The sequence below is a fragment of the Moraxella sp. RCAD0137 genome, from assembly GCF_002894025.1.
Lineage (GTDB): Bacteria > Pseudomonadota > Gammaproteobacteria > Pseudomonadales > Moraxellaceae > Moraxella > Moraxella porci.
This window is the reverse complement of the sequence record NZ_LTCC01000010.1, coordinates 1-17026: the sequence shown is the minus strand read 5'-3', so window position 1 is coordinate 17026 and position 17026 is coordinate 1. Positions and strand designations below refer to the sequence as shown.

Annotated in this window: 16 protein-coding genes and 1 pseudogene; 5 read left to right on the top strand and 12 right to left on the bottom strand. The window is 44.6% G+C overall.

The window, feature by feature from the left end; genetic code table 11:
* Positions 1–32 precede the first annotated feature (32 nt).
* From AZ602_RS07125 to groES, 9 genes are all read right to left on the bottom strand, one after another.
* The gene (locus AZ602_RS07125; protein ID WP_103034343.1) at positions 33–485 is read right to left on the bottom strand and encodes a hypothetical protein; all 453 of its coding nucleotides are present in this window, start codon (positions 483–485) and stop codon (positions 33–35) included.
* A gap of 73 nt (positions 486–558) precedes the next feature.
* Positions 559–1602, bottom strand: a complete 1044-nt coding sequence (locus AZ602_RS07120) for an FAD:protein FMN transferase (RefSeq protein ID WP_103034342.1) — start codon at positions 1600–1602, stop codon at positions 559–561.
* Positions 1603–1620: 18 nt separating this feature from the next.
* A complete protein-coding gene (locus AZ602_RS07115) occupies positions 1621–2136 on the bottom strand; it encodes a dihydrofolate reductase (RefSeq protein ID WP_103034341.1) in 516 nt (171 codons plus the stop codon).
* Position 2137: 1 nt separating this feature from the next.
* Positions 2138–2980, bottom strand: a complete 843-nt coding sequence (locus AZ602_RS07110) for a thymidylate synthase (protein WP_078318591.1) — start codon at positions 2978–2980, stop codon at positions 2138–2140.
* The gene (gene lgt / locus AZ602_RS07105; protein WP_103034340.1) at positions 2980–3855 is read right to left on the bottom strand and encodes a prolipoprotein diacylglyceryl transferase; all 876 of its coding nucleotides are present in this window, start codon (positions 3853–3855) and stop codon (positions 2980–2982) included. The genes AZ602_RS07110 and lgt overlap by 1 nt, the downstream gene beginning before the upstream one ends.
* A gap of 73 nt (positions 3856–3928) precedes the next feature.
* Positions 3929–4426, bottom strand: coding sequence for a hypothetical protein (locus AZ602_RS07100; RefSeq protein ID WP_103034339.1), 498 nt, complete (start codon positions 4424–4426; stop codon positions 3929–3931).
* 122 nt (positions 4427–4548) lie between these two features.
* The gene (locus AZ602_RS07095; RefSeq protein WP_146025227.1) at positions 4549–4989 is read right to left on the bottom strand and encodes a hypothetical protein; all 441 of its coding nucleotides are present in this window, start codon (positions 4987–4989) and stop codon (positions 4549–4551) included.
* A 384-nt stretch (positions 4990–5373) separates the two neighbouring features.
* Positions 5374–7008 carry a chaperonin GroEL gene (groL, locus tag AZ602_RS07090; protein ID WP_103034337.1) on the bottom strand — a complete coding sequence of 545 codons (1635 nt, stop codon included), beginning with the start codon at positions 7006–7008 and terminating at the stop codon, positions 5374–5376.
* A gap of 55 nt (positions 7009–7063) precedes the next feature.
* Positions 7064–7354, bottom strand: a complete 291-nt coding sequence (gene groES, locus AZ602_RS07085; RefSeq protein ID WP_169835693.1) for a co-chaperone GroES — start codon at positions 7352–7354, stop codon at positions 7064–7066.
* Between the two features lie 412 nt (positions 7355–7766).
* On the opposite strand from groES, the gene AZ602_RS07080 reads away from it, so the two are divergent.
* On the top strand, positions 7767–8504 hold the full coding sequence (locus AZ602_RS07080; protein WP_227525196.1) for a DUF3108 domain-containing protein: 738 nt from the start codon (positions 7767–7769) through the stop codon (positions 8502–8504).
* Between the two features lie 42 nt (positions 8505–8546).
* On the opposite strand, the gene AZ602_RS07075 is transcribed toward AZ602_RS07080, so the two are convergent.
* Together AZ602_RS07075 and wrbA are read right to left on the bottom strand one after the other, a co-directional pair.
* Positions 8547–8999 (bottom strand): hypothetical protein, encoded by a 453-nt coding sequence (locus AZ602_RS07075; RefSeq protein ID WP_103034336.1) that lies wholly within the window; start codon positions 8997–8999, stop codon positions 8547–8549.
* On the bottom strand, positions 8996–9607 hold the full coding sequence (gene wrbA / locus AZ602_RS07070) for an NAD(P)H:quinone oxidoreductase (RefSeq protein WP_103034335.1): 612 nt from the start codon (positions 9605–9607) through the stop codon (positions 8996–8998). Before wrbA ends, AZ602_RS07075 begins: the two co-directional genes overlap by 4 nt.
* A gap of 296 nt (positions 9608–9903) precedes the next feature.
* Here wrbA and AZ602_RS07060 point away from each other — a divergent pair, with 296 nt between their 5' ends.
* The 4 genes and pseudogenes from AZ602_RS07060 (at position 9904) to AZ602_RS07045 (ending at position 15674) form a co-directional block, all read left to right on the top strand.
* On the top strand, positions 9904–11406 hold the full coding sequence (locus tag AZ602_RS07060) for a YihY family inner membrane protein (protein WP_078318583.1): 1503 nt from the start codon (positions 9904–9906) through the stop codon (positions 11404–11406).
* A 216-nt stretch (positions 11407–11622) separates the two neighbouring features.
* Positions 11623–12501, top strand: a pseudogene (locus AZ602_RS07055) (YifB family Mg chelatase-like AAA ATPase); the annotation flags it as partial.
* 59 nt (positions 12502–12560) lie between these two features.
* Positions 12561–14342, top strand: a complete 1782-nt coding sequence (locus AZ602_RS07050; RefSeq protein WP_103034333.1) for a hypothetical protein — start codon at positions 12561–12563, stop codon at positions 14340–14342.
* 39 nt (positions 14343–14381) lie between these two features.
* The gene (locus AZ602_RS07045; RefSeq protein ID WP_103034332.1) at positions 14382–15674 is read left to right on the top strand and encodes a hypothetical protein; all 1293 of its coding nucleotides are present in this window, start codon (positions 14382–14384) and stop codon (positions 15672–15674) included.
* Positions 15675–15887: 213 nt separating this feature from the next.
* Here the strand turns inward: AZ602_RS07045 and AZ602_RS07040 are convergent, their stop codons facing one another.
* Positions 15888–16700, bottom strand: coding sequence for a hypothetical protein (locus AZ602_RS07040; protein WP_103034331.1), 813 nt, complete (start codon positions 16698–16700; stop codon positions 15888–15890).
* Between the last annotated feature and the right edge of the window lie 326 nt (positions 16701–17026).

Below are 17026 nucleotides of genomic sequence, written 5' to 3'. Positions count from 1 at the left end.
TGCAAAATGCTTATTGTAAAATACAGCAAAGATCAGTCATTCTGCACAGAACTCTGCTCTGGACGCTGATGATTGGCAAGCTCGTGGCGCACTGCCATCTGTACCCACGCGCGCAGATCCTCAGACAGCTGACTCATATGCTCACCCAAAAACTCATCAATCTGCGTCGCCAAACTTTGGTTTAGTCGAGCTTCGATGTCATCAAAATCAGGCGCTGTCAATGCCTCAGGCTCATCGGCAGTCAGCGAGGTGGTCTCGATCGAGTGGATCAAACGATTGGGTTTGGCCTCACCGTCAGCTGATTCGATGCTGCTTGCCACCGCTTGATAAAAATCAGGATGCTGGAAGCGAAACTGGTCAATCGGCGCCTCGCTGTCAAGCAAGCTGATGATGTCATCCAGCTCATCATAAATTGCGCTGCGTGCAGGTGCAGGAGTGGCCAGCCAACGCTTGGCAAAATGGATGCTTGGTGAAAAATTACTCATATCTACCCTTAATCTATCTTTAATACTGCTTGTTATTGTAAAGCAAAATTCGGGTGCGTGCAATGACGCGGCTTTAATTGGGGAATTTTTGTTGCATGGCGTCGGTTTTGACGATGTCAAAGCCAGTTTTGTTGCTGTTTTCGATAATAAATAAAGCTTGGATACCTTCACGATTGGCAGTCGCCAGTGCGTCAGCATACGGCATCGCAGTCAGTGCCGTCGCCCAACCATCTGCCAGTGCCACGCTGTCATGCAGCACAGTGACGCTTGGTGCGCCGTCTGCTACAGGATTGCCAGTGACGGGATTGATGGTGTGGCTGTATCGTACGCCATCATATTCGACCGAGTTGCGATAATTACCTGATGTGGCGATGTGTAGTGAGCCATCTTTTGGCTGAGTCAGTGTGGTGATGGTGTCGCGAGTTTTGACTGAGCTGTCTGCGACGGGTGCATCCACTGCCAGTGTCCATGGCTTGCCTTTGTCATTTTGTCCAAGGGTTGCGACTTCACCACCAATCTCAACCATATAGTTTGTGATGCCATAGCTGTCTTTGAGTGTTTGGGCGATGACATCGACGGCATAGCCTTTGGCAATGGCAGAAAAATCCAGTCCAACGCCATCGACGGTTTTTTGGATGCTTTGGCCATTGACCACGACTTTATCCAGACCGATGACGGCTTTGGCTTTGGCGATTTCATCTGCATTTGGTGGTGACTGTAGGCGTTCTACGCTCATTTGCTTGCCAAATCCCCATAGTTCCACAAGTGGATACACGGTCGGATCAAATGCATGATTGGATGCTTGGTAGATGCTTTGGCTATCAGAAAGCACCTTGGCAAAATCGGCATCAATCTCAATCGGTGTGGCAGATGGCAGGCGGTTAAATTTGCCAATCGCGCTATCATCCATATAGGTGGACATACTGATATTGATGGCTTGCAAACGCTGATCAATCGAAGCTTGGATGGCTTTGGCATCGACGCCATCAGGGTGTTGATAGCTGATGTGGTAGCTGGTGCCCATGGTTTGCCCTTCGATTTTTTGATAAGTTGGCTGATCACTGCAAGCGCTGATGAGAGCGGCTGAACAGATGATGGCAATCGGGGTGTATTTCATGGGTATCACCTTGCTGCTTTAGTTGGTTTTTTGATAAGTGATAAAACGAAAATTCAGACCGCTTTTATCGCAGGTCTGTGTATCGCTTTGGCTAGTTTTTATAAAGTCATCAGTAATGATGGGATAATACGCATCGCCTGTGATATCGATATCCACATCGGTAATCTCAAGGCGATCAGCCATCGCTAGGCTCTGCTGATAAATCTCACCACCGCCGAGGATATAGATGGCGGACTGCCCACGAAGGGCGGCATCGGCTTTGGCTGCGGCGATGGCATCATCGAGCGTATGTGATACGACCACACCATCGTGATGAAATGTCGTGTCACGAGTAATGATGTGATGGCTACGGTTCGGTAGTAGGCGACCAAGTGACTCAAAAGTCTTGCGACCCATGACAATCACACCGCCTGTGGTAATGTTCTTAAAATGCTGTAAATCCGCAGGAATGTGCCACAGCAGCTGATTGTCCTTGCCGATACAGTGGTTCGTGCTTTTGGCGACGACATGGACGATTTTGATATCTTGGTTCATCTTATACCGCCACCGCTGCTTTGATGGCTGGATGGGATTGATAATCTTCGATCACGATATCATCAAAACCAAAGTCAAAAATGTCTTTAATCTTGGGATTAAGCTTCAAGGTACATAGTGGCAGTGGCTCACGGCCAAGCTGCAATTTGGCTTGTTCAAAGTGATTGCTATATAAGTGCGTATCACCACCTGTCCAGATAAACTCACCCACGCCAAGATCGCACACTTGTGCGATCATATGGGTCAGTAGTGCATAGCTTGCGATATTGAACGGTACGCCCAAGAACACATCGGCACTGCGTTGATACAGCTGGCAGGATAATTTGCCATCAATCACAAAAAACTGAAACAGCGTATGGCAAGGCGGCAGTGCTACTTGACCTGCTTCGGCAGGATTCCAGCCTGAGACGATCAGACGGCGAGAGTTGGGATTGGTTTTGATTTCGTTAATTAGCCAAGTGATTTGGTCAAAGCCATCAGCATTATACACACCATCGGCATTTTTGCTTGCACCAAAATTACGCCACTGATGACCATAGACAGGGCCAAGCTCACCTTCGGCACGACCAAAGCGAGCGGTCTGCTCAGCAGTCGCCCACTCATCCCAGATGCTGACGCCATTGGCTTGTAGATAGTCCACGCAGGTATCACCTTTTAGGAACCAAAGCAATTCATGAATGATGGATTTCATGTGGACTTTTTTGGTGGTGAGTAGCGGAAAGCCTGCGGACAGATCAAACCGCATCTGATGGCCGAACACCGAACGAGTGCCTGTGCCGGTGCGATCGCCTTTGTCGCCACCAGTTTCTAAGATGCGTGTGAGTAACTCAAGATATTGTTTCATCAGGCTTTTTTCCAATCATAAATGCGTTTTTGGTATGCCATCACCATTAAGATAATACCAAAAATAATCATCGGCAAACTGTATAATTGCCCCTTACTCATCCAGCCAAAAATCAGCTCATAACCGATATCTGGCTGACGGAAAAACTCGGTCGTAAAACGGCTGATGCCATAGCCAAGCAAGAACAATGCTGACACAGCATAGCGTGGGCGTGGTTTGGATGAGAACCACCACAGCAGGATAAATAGCAGCACACCTTCGGTCGCTGCTTGGTACAGCTGTGATGGATGGCGTGGCAGTAGTAGATAGTCGCCGATATTGGCAGCGACGCTTTGTAGGGCAGGATTGGCTTGTAATAATTCAAAATCGGCATTGGCCGCCTGCGGAAAATACATCAAATGGCTGAGGTCTGATGTCGAGACACGCCCCCACAGCTCGCCATTGATGAAGTTGCCAATACGCCCAAACAGCAAGCCTGTCGGTACGCAAGGTGCGATAAAATCCAGCACGGCAAATGGTGCTTTTTTATATTTATGAGCAAAATACCACATGGCAAGCAGTACGCCAACAAACCCGCCGTGGAAACTCATACCACCTTCCCAGACGCGGAACAGGTATAATGGATTGGATATAAACTCGCTAAAGTTGTACAAAATCACATAGCCGATACGACCGCCGAGAATGACGCCCATTGAGCCAAAAAATACCAAATCAGAGACCATCTCAGTGGTAAAATCGCTGCGATATTTGGTGCGATACCAAGCCAAAAAATACGCCGCCGCAAAGGCAAGCAGATACATCAAGCCGTACCAATGCAGCTCAACAAAACCCAAGTCCAGCGCCACAGGGTTGATTTGGGGGTGTAACACAGCCATAGATCATCCAGATAATAATTAAATTGCGCTTATTATAGCCCAATCAGCGGATTTTCGCCAATGCTGCTTCGGTTTACAGGTGCTGACAGACCATTTCTGCCTCATCATCATCGATTCTTTGAAGTGTGATCAGCTGCGTGCGGGTCAACTGCGTGATGCGCTCGTCATACACACTGCCATCTGGTTGGGCAGTCTCCGCCCAATAAGGAATCGCGCCAAGCCTTGGATCGTACTCAAACTTAAAAAGCTCAACTGGTCGATCATAAATTCTACCATCTTCAATCCACCAGTCACCGTTTGATCCATAGCGCGTCATCCCTGATATCGTCTCGCCAAACCACTCTGTCGTGAGTTTGGCGACATCATGCTGCACATAGGTCTTATCTGCCAAATATTCGACATGATAATAACCGCGACTGGCAAAATCAGCACCTTTATAATCATACTGGCACAGCCATTTACCCAGCAGCTGTTTTTCTTGAGTATTCAGCTTGGATGTATTTGCCCAAACCGGCGAACTGACCAAGACTAATAGCATCGGTAACAGCATGGATATCATACATTTTTTCATCACTTATCCTTAATAATTGGATACACCATCATAGCATAAATTTTGCCAATAGAAAAATGCCCAAACCATGAGATTTTGGGCATTTTTCTATGTTGGTCTTTTTGATTGGTTTTAGCTTAAGTTTATAGCCGTGTGCAGTTGAAATATAAAGGGTCGGACCCATCAGTATCATCCACCGTATCAAAATGCTTATCATCCAATCGGATGATTTTTTCGGACACAGCGATCAACTCATTCATCAACTCGCCAAAACCAACCAGCTCTAAGCGATCTGAGTAGTCCAGTTGTAATACCTTGGTCGCTTCCCAATGATATCGATCGCCATCAATCCACCAAATGCCTTCGCTCTTGGCACGATAAACACCATCAACATTGTCTTTACGAACCCGCCCAACTGTATCAGTTATAAAGCGGCCATCCTTTGATAGCTTGGCATGAGTATAAGTCTCTACATACTGAAAGTTATAGGCATCTGATGACCGATATTCAGAATGACACAGCCAGTCACCCACCGCCAATTTGGGATAATGTGCTGTATTGGCATAGGCTATAGGAATTGCCACGATTAACGCCAATCCCACCAAAAACCGTCTCATCAGTTACTCCAATTTACCATCAGTAAAATAAACCTATCATAACCAAAACGCATCACGAATGCAATTTTGCCCAATCATTTAGCCAATAAAAATCCCCAAAACCGTAAGATTTTGGGGATTGATTTGCTGCTTAAAAAGCGGATTTTACGATGCTTAATGTCAGGTTAGTGCTAGGCGGACAAGCGACGATGTACATCTAGTACATCGAGCGAACTTGGCGACGCAATAGCCTATCATGGACAAGTAAAAATCGTTCGAGTGCACGGCTGATGCTAGGCAGGCGAACGCAGGTGTACATGGAGTACATCAAGTGAGCCTAACAACGCAGCAGCCTGCAATCGGATGATTTTTTTACATCATACCGCCCATACCGCCCATACCACCCATACCAGCTGGCATTGGTGCTTCAGGTTGCGGCTTGTCAGTGATCATCACTTCGGTAGTCAGCATCAGACCTGCGACAGATGCAGCGTGCTCTAGTGCTGAGCGAGTGACTTTGGCTGGATCTAAGATACCCATCTCTAGCATATCGCCATATTCGCCTGTGGCAGCGTTGTAGCCATAGTTACCTGAGCCGTTTTTGACTTGGTTGATGATGACTGACGCTTCTTCGCCTGCATTGGTGACGATTTGGCGAAGTGGCGCTTCCATCGCACGGCGTAGGATATTGATACCTGCGTTTTGGTCGTCGTTGTCGCCTTTTAGCTCGCTCAAGGCTGCCAATGCACGCACTAGCGCAACGCCACCACCTGGCACGACACCTTCTTCGACAGCGGCGCGAGTGGCGTGTAGCGCATCATCAACACGGTCTTTTTTCTCTTTCATTTCGGTTTCGGTTGCTGCACCGACTTTGATTACTGCGACACCGCCTGATAGCTTAGCGACACGCTCTTGTAGTTTTTCACGGTCATAGTCAGAAGTAGATTCTTCCGCTTGGCGTTTGATAGACTCGACACGAGCATCGATGTCAGCTTTATTGCCAGCACCATCCACGATGACAGTATTTTCTTTGCCGACAGTGATTTTTTTGGCAGTACCTAGATGGGCGATTTCAGCAGTTTCTAGGCTTAGACCCACTTCTTCTGAGACAACTACACCGCCAGTCAAGATTGCGATGTCTTGTAGCATCGCTTTACGACGATCGCCAAAGCCAGGCGCTTTGACCGCACAAGTCTTCAGACCGCCACGCAAGGTGTTCACGACCAGTGTTGCCAATGCTTCATTTTCGACATCTTCAGCGATGATGAGTAGCGGACGGCTGGTTTGCATCACTTTTTCAAGTAGTGGCACGATTTCACGGATGTTGTTGATTTTTTTGTCAACCAGTAGGATAAATGGATTGTCAAATTCACAAGTTAGGCTGTCTTGCTTATTGGCAAAGTATGGGCTGATATAGCCACGGTCAAACTGCATACCTTCGACCACTTCTAGCGCATCTTCAAAGCCTGAACCTTCTTCGACAGTGATCACGCCTTCTTTGCCGACAGTTTCCATCGCTTTGCTGATCAGCTCACCGATGGTAGTGTCTGAGTTAGCTGAGATAGAGCCGACTTGTGCGATGGCTTTATGGTCGTTGGCAGGTGTTGATAGGTTTTTGATCTCAATCACTGCAGCACGCACCGCTTTATCGATACCACGCTTTAGATCCATTGGGTTCATGCCAGCAGCGACAGTTTTCATGCCTTCGGTTAGGATGGCTTGGGCCAGTACGGTCGCTGTGGTGGTGCCGTCACCAGCCACATCATTGGTTTTTGACGCGACTTCACGCACAAGCTGTGCGCCCATGTTTTCAAACTTGTCTTCAAGCTCGATTTCTTTGGCGACAGATACGCCATCTTTGGTGATGGTCGGTGCGCCAAATGACTTGTCAATCACCACATTGCGACCTTTTGGGCCTAGGGTGACTTTGACAGCATTTGCCAACACATTGACGCCATTGATCATTTTTTCACGGGCTGATACGCCAAAACTTACATCTTTTGCCATGAGAATTTCTCCATTATTTTAATTCAAATTATTGATAACTTATTAAAACCGATCATTAGGCTTCTAATACGCCCAATACATCGCCTTCTTTCATAATCAGCAGCTCTTCGCCATCGACTTTGACCGTCTGACCTGCATACTGGCTAAATAGTACGGTATCACCAACTTTGACATCAAGCGCACGCACGCCTGCATCGGTGATTTGACCATTACCGGTTGCGATGACTTCGCCTTGTTGTGGTTTTTCTTGGGCAGAGCCTGGCAGTAGGATACCGCCTGCGGTTTTTTGCTCTTCTTCGGTGCGACGGACAACGATGCGGTCGTGTAGTGGACGAATTTTCATAATAACTCCATGAATTTAAAGTTTTAAAAAGTACCGATTTAAAAAATCAATTTTAAAATGTTCTGTCTAGCTAAGTGGTGTTTGGGTGTCAAATTTCAAGCAAAAAAAATAAAAATTTTGCACTTTTAAACCTGCTTTTGGAGATGTTTTAATATAATCAATAGCCACTTATCGCCCATTAACATCGCCTTAATGACAATCAAACTGCTGTCAGATGGTTACATTTGTGCGTATTTTTGGCAAACAACTGGGGAATTGTTGCTTAATTTACGAATCTGTTGACATAAAAACCACAAAACGCCGCGATAAGCTGCTTGAAAATGTAACAAAATATATCCATTATAAAGACAAGTTTTTCAAATCATTGAAACTTTTGCAATTTGCAGAATGAATTATCGCAAAATTGGAGAAAATCATGACAAAATCAATGTTAAAAAAATTATTCGATCACAAAATCAATCAAAAAACGCGCAATGTACTATTGGCCACCGCTGCAACCACGACGCTTGCCAGCGCGCCAGTCATCGCGCAGGCGGCGGATCTGCCAGGCTATTCTGCAACTTATAAAGTCAGTGCCGATGGCAAAACTGGTACTGCCACGCGCACTTTGGTCAAAACTGGCAATAACTACAAATACACCGTCAACGCTCGCGCTGCCAGCATCGCCACCTTAAGCCAAACCGCCAGTTTCAGCCTATCAGGAGGTCGCATCGTCCCAAGCTCGTCATCGATGTCTGCTCGGATCTTGGGCGTAGGTAATACACATTCGGTGCAATTTAATAATCGCGCCAAAAATGTCGTCAGCACCTATAAAGGTAAGGCGACCACCATCGCCATGCCGCGCCAAGCGTATGATGATTTGAGTTTGGAGGCGCAAATCCGTCAAGAGCTGATCGATGGTAAATTCAGCGGCTCATATCCACTGGTCAAACGCACAACGATCGCAACCACCAGATTCAAAAAAGCTGGTAGCAGCAAAATCACTGTGCCAGCAGGCACTTATGATGTGGTGCGGATCGATCGCATCCATGATGACCGCGACCGTGCAACGAGCTTTTGGCTCGCTCCAAGTCTCAATTATCTGCCCATCAAAGTCAGCCAAACTGCCGATGGCAAGGTCATCTCGATGGAATTGACCAAGGTTAATAAATAATCCACTCATCAACACTAAGAGCACCAAAGCCCTGATGTATCATCAGGGCTTTGCTTTGGTGGATTTTTGTGATTGCGATTGGGCGTTTTGTTTGTGCATAGCAGGCAGGCGTTTGAGTAATAAGAATAATTGGCAGTTGATGATCAATAATAGCACCGCTTCGATGCACTGCACCACCGATACCGCCACTGGTGCCGCTTCATAAATGCGCAGTAGCGCCATTACACCTGCTGCGCCCAAATAAACGAGCGCCACCATGCTCACCCAGATCAGCGCATAAGGCGAATTACCCCGCCAGATAAAAGGCGTGCATAGTAGCGCTGGTATCAAGCCCAATAGCTGCACTGCTACGCCTGCCCAAAATTCAGCACCTGCACTCACCGACACAGCCAGCGGATAGAGGGCCGCTGCTGTCAATAGCCATACAGCCCATGTTGGCTTTAAGGCTTGGTGCATGGGCTTGGCAGGTTTGGTTGGTTTATTGGATTTTCTCATGCTTGACCTGCTTTACCAAGCTGCTTGACAAGCGTCGCAAGTCTTGCCCCTTGAGCGATGGCAAGGACTTTTTCATCTTGAGTGATGGCAAATTCATGGCGAGTGCCTGAGACATGACTTGCCCCATACGGTGTACCACCACGGGCGGTGGTCGATAGCTCAGAATGCGCATAGGGCAAGCCCATCAGCAGCATTCCGTGATGCAGCAGCGGCATCATCATGGTGACAAGCGTCGTCTCTTGGCCGCCATGCAGACTGCCTGTACTGGTAAAGACACAGGCAGGCTTGCCCTGCAAATCTCCTGACAGCCACAGCGACACGGTATTATCCCAAAAATATTTCATGCTCGCTGACATATTGCCAAAATGCGTCGGACTGCCCAATGCAAGCCCCGCGCAGCCTGCCAGCTCATCTTGGGTGCAGTATAAATCACCCTCATCAGGAATACCATCGGCAATCTGCTCACACACAGCAGATACCTTAGGTACTCGGCGAATTTTTACCGCCATGCCTGCATCCATCACTCCTTGGGCGATCAGATAGGCGAGCGATTTGGTGGTGTCTTTGGTGGTGTCGTATAACACCAGCACATAAGGGGCAGCAGTCATTGTTTGGCCTTTTTAAAAAAAGCATCAGCCTTGATACAAAGCCGACGCATCAATGCATCAACACTTATTATACCAAATATCCATCTTATACCAAACATCCATCACCACAAAACAAAAAAATTAAAGCGCTCATCGGTACACAAAACTCAATCCATCAACCCCCTACCCTCCAAAAAAGCCAAAATATTTACATTGTCTAAAACTTTGATACATAATTGCACAAATTTAGCCTGTAAAATTAAGCAATATTTGTTACACTAGAGAGATAGTTAGCAAATTTGCCAAGAAAGGATATTATGACAAACCTTCTCAACAAACTGCCTTTTGCTCACCATGCTTGGTTCATGTACCTGCGTTTATTGGTGCGCCATTTTATCGAAGATGAGACCCAACAAAAAGCTGCAAGCTTAACCTACACCACTTTATTGGCATTGGTGCCGATGTTGACGGTAGTTTTGGTAATTTTCTCAAGCGTGCCTGCATTGGCCGATCTGCGCGAACAGATGCAGCAGATGATCTCTGATAATCTATTCCCCTCAGCCAGCAACCAAATCGCTGGCTATATGCAGTCTTTTGTCGAAAAATCCAGTAACTTAGGCTTGGTCGGTGTCGGCGCGCTGTTCGTGACCGCCATCATGACTTTGAACACCATCGAACATGCTTTTAATAAAATTTGGCGCGTCCAAGACCGTTCTGGCGGCGCGGCCAGCATCATTCGCTATTGGATGATCATCACGCTAGGGCCTGTGATTTTGGCTGTGGCTTTTGGTGCCTCAAGCGCCATCCAGAGCGTTGATTTTTTGAATCGCCAGATCGGTGGCTATGGCATTGACTGGGGCATTTGGGCGTATGTGATCTCATTTTTCTTTACTGCCGCTGGCTTTATTTTGATGTATTGGTTTATTCCAAAAGCTCAAGTACCCATCAAAAATGCACTGATCGCTGGCGTCATCACGGCCATCTTATTTGAGACGCTAAAGCAAGTGTTCAGCACTGTGATGACCAATTTTACCAGCTATGAGGCGATCTATGGCGCCTTTGCCGCTTTGCCAATTTTCTTGCTATGGATTTATCTGTCGTGGAATTTGATCTTGCTTGGTGTTCAGATCAGCTACACCTTGACAATCTTTGAAACCAAAGAAGTACCAGTACGCCATCCTTTGCTAAGTCTGCTCGACATGCTAAATTTGGCTTACAAACGCTATCAAAATGGCGAAACCGTCAGCGAAGATGAGCTGCGCGGCATGCTTGGTCGCAAAGAGCTGCCAAAGTGGAGTATTTATTTGGATCAGTTGGTGAGCAACGATTTCATCACCGAAACCAAAAACAATGAATACATCCTAAAAACCAATCTGGCCACCATCAATCTGTGGCAGTTTTATAAAAGCTTGCCGTACCCACTGCCGATCAGAAGCGAGCTAGAACAGCTAGAGGCAGCTGATTACGATCCTTGGTTTGTGGAGCTGTATCGCCATCTGGATAAGATCGAAACCAGTGCCACCAAAGAGCTTGATATGCCTTTGGCAGCCTTATTTGAGACTGCACCACTGCGCGAAAAACAAGACATCGTTCGCATCGTATCCGAGGATACTGACGAGACTGGCGAGACCCATGGCTTTGATAATAATGCTCGTCGCACCATCGATGCATCAGGCAATTCAGTCATCATTCCTGATGGCGAGGCAGCCTTTACCGAAAGCCGCTTGACGAAGATTTTGCGCTTACTAAAAAAAGCCCATCATCTGTTTGGCCGTAACAAACAGCGGATCAATGAAATTAAGCGCTTTTTAGATAAATGATCGATCGATGACACCACTGCCCAGCTTTAAGCTTGGGCAGTTTTTTTGGGTGGTTGGATGCAAATAACGACAAATTATCAATCAATGATCGCGGATAAACCCATCGTGGATGCTGCGCATACTGGCGAAAATCTTCAGTTGTGCTATACTTATCAGAAGTTTTGCTTTGATGTTAAGATTGAGATTAATTTTAGTATAAAATTCACGGATGCGATTATGTCATTTGCCAAAGTCTATACCCGATCTGTCGTTGGTCTGCATGCGCCACAGGTACTGGTGGAGGTGCATTTGTCCCAAGGTTTGCCTGCACTCACCATCGTCGGACTGCCCGAAGCATCAGTACGAGAAAGCAAAGATCGGGTGCGTTCAGCACTGATCAACTCAGGCTATGAATTTCCCAATCGCCGCCTCACCATCAATCTGGCACCTGCTGATCTGCCAAAAGATGGTGCGCGACTGGATTTACCGATTGCAATGGGGATTTTGGCGGCCAGTGGGCAGATCGATGATCGAGTGCTTGATGAGTATGAATTTGTTGGCGAATTGGCACTCAATGGCGATCTGCGTGCCATCACAGGCGCGTTGTCAGTAGCGCGCGCCATCAAGCACACCAAAAGTGAGGGCAAGACGCGCACGCTCATCACCCCCGCTGCAAATGCCGATGAAGCAGCAAAAACTGGTGGCTTGACGGTGTTGGCAGCGCAGAGTCTGGCAGCGGTATGTCGGCATTTGGATGTGATCAGCGGTACCAATAACAATCAAGCAGATCTGTTGCCTGTCGCTAGCGCACCGACACACAGTCAAGGCGTAGTCTATGCACAGGATCTGGCAGATGTCAAAGGTCAGCATCATGCGCGTCGCGCGCTTGAGATCGCTGCGGCAGGCGGGCATTCGCTGCTGTTTACAGGATCGCCTGGCTCTGGCAAGACAATGATGGCATCTCGACTGCCCAGCATCTTGCCACCTCTGAGCGAAGACGAAGCCCTAGAAGTGGCAAGCATTTACTCCATCGCTGGCGTGGAATATCAGTTCGGTGAGCGACCTTTTCGTCAGGTGCACCATACCATTTCATCAGCGGCACTGGTTGGAGGAGGCTGTCAAATCCCTAAATTAATGTCATTTACCCAAAATAAATGTCATGAAGGGGGTGTTGCATGAGCAGTTTTAAAAGATTTCAAGAACTACCCTATCATCCTTACGAAAACAGAATTAACATTCATAAATTTCTAAATGAAACTTTTCTAGCCGACACTCCATATATTGTTAGTTGGTATGGCAGATTAACAAACAAACAAAATGGTAGTATCAGAGTCGAAGTTTATTTTGTTAATCAAGAAAATGAATTTTATACCAGAGCTGTGATACCTATTGAGCTTATTCCAAAGATGCCTATTGGCTCTGTTTGGATTAATGGGACTTGTAGCTCAAAATTACTAGCATTTAGCGACACTCTTGTTATGTTAAGGGATGTAGGGTATGAGGGTTCCGTTGATACAAACATAGAGTATAAAAATCTACACAATGAAGATTTTCCAGAATCCCTGAAAAGACATTATCATATTTTAAAAAATAAAGATAACAAAGGTCACAGTCGATTTGTTTTTCAAGACTTCAACACAATTCTAACCGTCCCTGCATCAATTAATGGTGCTGAGAAATTAATAATCATCCATCCACTAACATTTCTTCAAGCACATTACGGGGTGTCAAAAAGCATCTCAAACACTCTATTGGGCCACTTATGGGATGATGTTTGCGATATATTGCATCTTGACTATAGGAATCCATCATGCTCTGAATCGGTATTTATTCCAGATGAACTCTTGGTGGCTGATTCTGTATTTTTGTACCACCTCAAAAATGACCACCACGCGCAAAATGTGGTTAGAAAACTCAATGCTCGCGTTCGTGATAATTTCACCAGCAACCTAAAGAAACATGGGTATTCCTATAGCTATCTTAAAGTTGAGCCTTACCACAGTCAGCCTGTTCACCTGCTATGCAATTACATTGCTATTGATGACAAAACACTTCTTTGTACCGAAATTACAGGTATATCAATGCCACAAGGCGAAACGGTTTTTTATGATGTGGATAGAGCAAAACGCACAGCTAGTGGGGAGTGCAACCGTCCCAAAAGCAACACTGTCAAAATTTTAATGCATGACATCGCGAACAATGAAATCATGCTAAAAGATGAAACGGCTGATAATCGAAATGTAGCTGTCGTCAGACAGGGAATACAGACCGTGGGCGATGCACGAGCAATAGCTCGAAATCAAAATATCAGTTTAGAGGAACAGTTGCGTGCAAACACCACAAAAGTTGTAATGGAGCCACCACCTGAAGGATATACCGATGGCCATAGAATTGGCGCAGGTGGCAATACCGGCCTGCTTCAAGTTACGCTGGTTGATAGCGAAAAAGATGAATTTGGTATAACTGGATTTGACAGTCAATACCAAAGACTTTTGAAGTATGCACAACATCTCAAGCAGAATGCTAATTCTCACGGTTATCATGAAGTGAAGATTGATTGCTGCGATAAACTCGGGGAAAGGCAAGGTGAGATAGTTAAACCGATTGTTCTTAACCAAAGTGGTTTTCCGCGGTCTGTGTACATTCTTAGATTGCAGATTGATAGTTCTATTTACTACTTCCTGGATTGCGAATCTCGTGACAAACAAAGCTCAAGTGGAGTTGTTGTTAAGGTTTTGGACGAAGAGAGGTTTCTACTTGATTGGGACAGAGGTTATACGCTTAAAATGCTGGTAAATATACTCGAAGATAATAAGGGCCGTCTTGAACAAAGCATTTATGATGAGTTTGGTGTTAACGGGGTAAAAGCAAGCAATATTATTGTGGCCAAGTATAAACACATGAATGAGGAAACGAGTGATTGGGTTCTTACTGGGTTGAGGAAATTGAAATTTTAAATAAAAACTTACAAGACTAGACGCATAGGTTTGTTAATTATGAAAAAAACAACGCACACTCACACATATGGTATTACATCCAGCATGTTAAAAAGTGCTAATCTTAGCCAAAAAGAATTTTTGCAAATCATGTTCGACTACGAAAGAATCAAGGGTGATATCGAGCATGAGCTTGGTCGTTTATTTTGGGAGTTTTCTCGAGTTCAGGATGATATTGGTATTAATTCAATCAAAGCTAGAGCAAAGGATCCATCACACTTAGCTGAGAAAATCATTCGCAAGCGAAAAGAAAATAAAGGAAAGAAAGGTAATCCCTGGGTTAGACTGAATGTCGATAATTACCGACAGGTGGTTACAGATTTGGGAGGTTTGCGTACCATCATGCTTTTTAAGGAGAATTGGCCAGCCGTTCATCAACATATCATTGATAAATATGGGCACCGGTTAAAAGAAGATCCCGTATATAACGCACCAGAACATCTAGATTTCCCCTTTCAAGAATCTTATATCAACAACCCTATTTCAGAAGGTTCTAAATTTAAACTAAGACATATTAAAACCAAAAACGGATACGCCTCAACTCATTATGTAATCAAAAGCGAATGTATTGAAGGGGTGTATTTTGAGATTCAAACAAGAACAGCTGCAGAAGATCTTTTTGGGGAGATTAGCCATAAGGTCAGATACCCTCATTATCAGGATGATGATGAAATCACTGAATCAACAGTGACGCTAAGCAGTAAAATATCATCCGTTGAAAAACACATTTCCTCAATGTATAAACTACATAGCAGCAAAAATATGGATGATGAGGCGGGTGTTCGGGGTGAAATTATTCAACAATTAGATAAAACAAGCAACCAAGAGGCAAACAACAGCAAACAAAAAGTCTCAAGATGGGATATTTCAGCACTTAGAGAACAATTTTTAAGACATGATAAGTTGCTTACAAGAACAATCGCATCTGCATCAGCTATTCCAAAGTTGGAGTCTCAATTGCAAATTGTGTTAAATAACGCCAAATTATCTGATGTGTCACAACTAGGAACAGCGGTAAAAGCTCTGCGAACAAGTGCAAATATACAGGAGGTTATAAACTCAAATGCAAAGCTAAGAATACAACCCGAGGTTGCGTGCGTTTTGCAAAATGCAATGAAAAATCAGCAGTCTATAGCCCAATTTTATAACTATAATTCACCCAATATAGATAAACTTGGTACAGCAATCAATGAGTTTCAGAGAACCTTCAAGGAACAGGAGGCTCTTCGAAAACAGTTTTTGGATTCTATGAGTGTTTTTAAGCGTTTTAAGTCAGAAGAAGAATGTGAATGACCTCATAAAAAAACACCCTAAAAGCTTAGCTTTTAGGGGTTATGCACACAAATGGGTCTATATTTAACAGCCACCCTGTACCAGTACACCCATTAAAAAAGCTTATTTTGTAAGTTTGGGTCTGAACTAGTACATTTTAACCATCCCATCTCTCCGTCTTTTGTAGCATTTTCACAAACCCAGGTTTGGCATAACGGAGACTAAAAGTTGTCATTAGATGTTATTTTCCGTTAATTCCCCCAGCATCAAAAGATATAGATAGCTAATTTTCTTTTTGATTGCATTGATTTTTACCTCATCATTGTATTCTTTATGAGCTTGTTTTGACAAAGCTACAATTTTGTTTTGAAACTCCTGTAAGTCTTTATTACCATATAGTGGTATTTGGTAACGCGGATGAATAGGAAATGAGCGTGAATCCGATGATATTTTGACAAACTCACAAACAATGTCACAATTAATAATACCAGAGATATAGTACGCCTCATCTAGACTAATGTAACTACCGTCTGGTCGTTGTGATATTGTGACGGCGTGGTTTTGGAAGATAGGCGCTTTATACTCACCCCAAGGCATCAAAAGTGGTTTGGCAACACACGCAACATTCTTAGTATTGTCTCTAAAAGCAACATGGTAAGGTGCAAAAGTGTAATCACCAACTCTTGCCATTGAATAAAATGGTACACTCTTACCATTTATGATTCTTTTACTATAGGCATTTTGTGCTTCAAAAGTTTGTTTGTAATTTAAAAAGTGTTTGAGTAATTTTGGGGATTTTTTTCTCAATATGATTTCATCGACCGCTACACGCTTACTGATTTCTTCATCATAGGCAAAAGGAACAATATACTTACTGTCGATATGAAACGGCGTTATGTCAACTCCTCTTACCAAAGGGTGCAAATATTCTTTCTCAACGAATATTTGCATTTGAGGGATTTTAAACTTGGACTTTTTGAACTGACCATTTTTTAGAGTAACGGCTTGCTCATTATGGAAACCCTTTTCTTCATACTCATAGAGCATAAGTTCTAAAGGGTAAATTTCAACACCTTCTCGACCTTTATAGTCAGATTGTTTTAAAGAAATTAAATTAATCCTATCTATAGTTACTTTAGGGTCTTGGTCTTCAATATTATAAAATATTGAAAAATTAGTAGTCTCAGTATTGCTTTGAAAAGCTATTCCACTATGTACCGTAAAAGAACTTTCAAAATTTAGCCATTCTAATTGTACCGGTCAACTATTTTCAAACAACCCCTAAGAGGGTTTTGTTAAAAAACTGTCGTTCTTTTTCAACAGGGCTTAGGTAGTTATTAAAGCTGTGGGGTCTGAGTTGACTGTAATAGCCA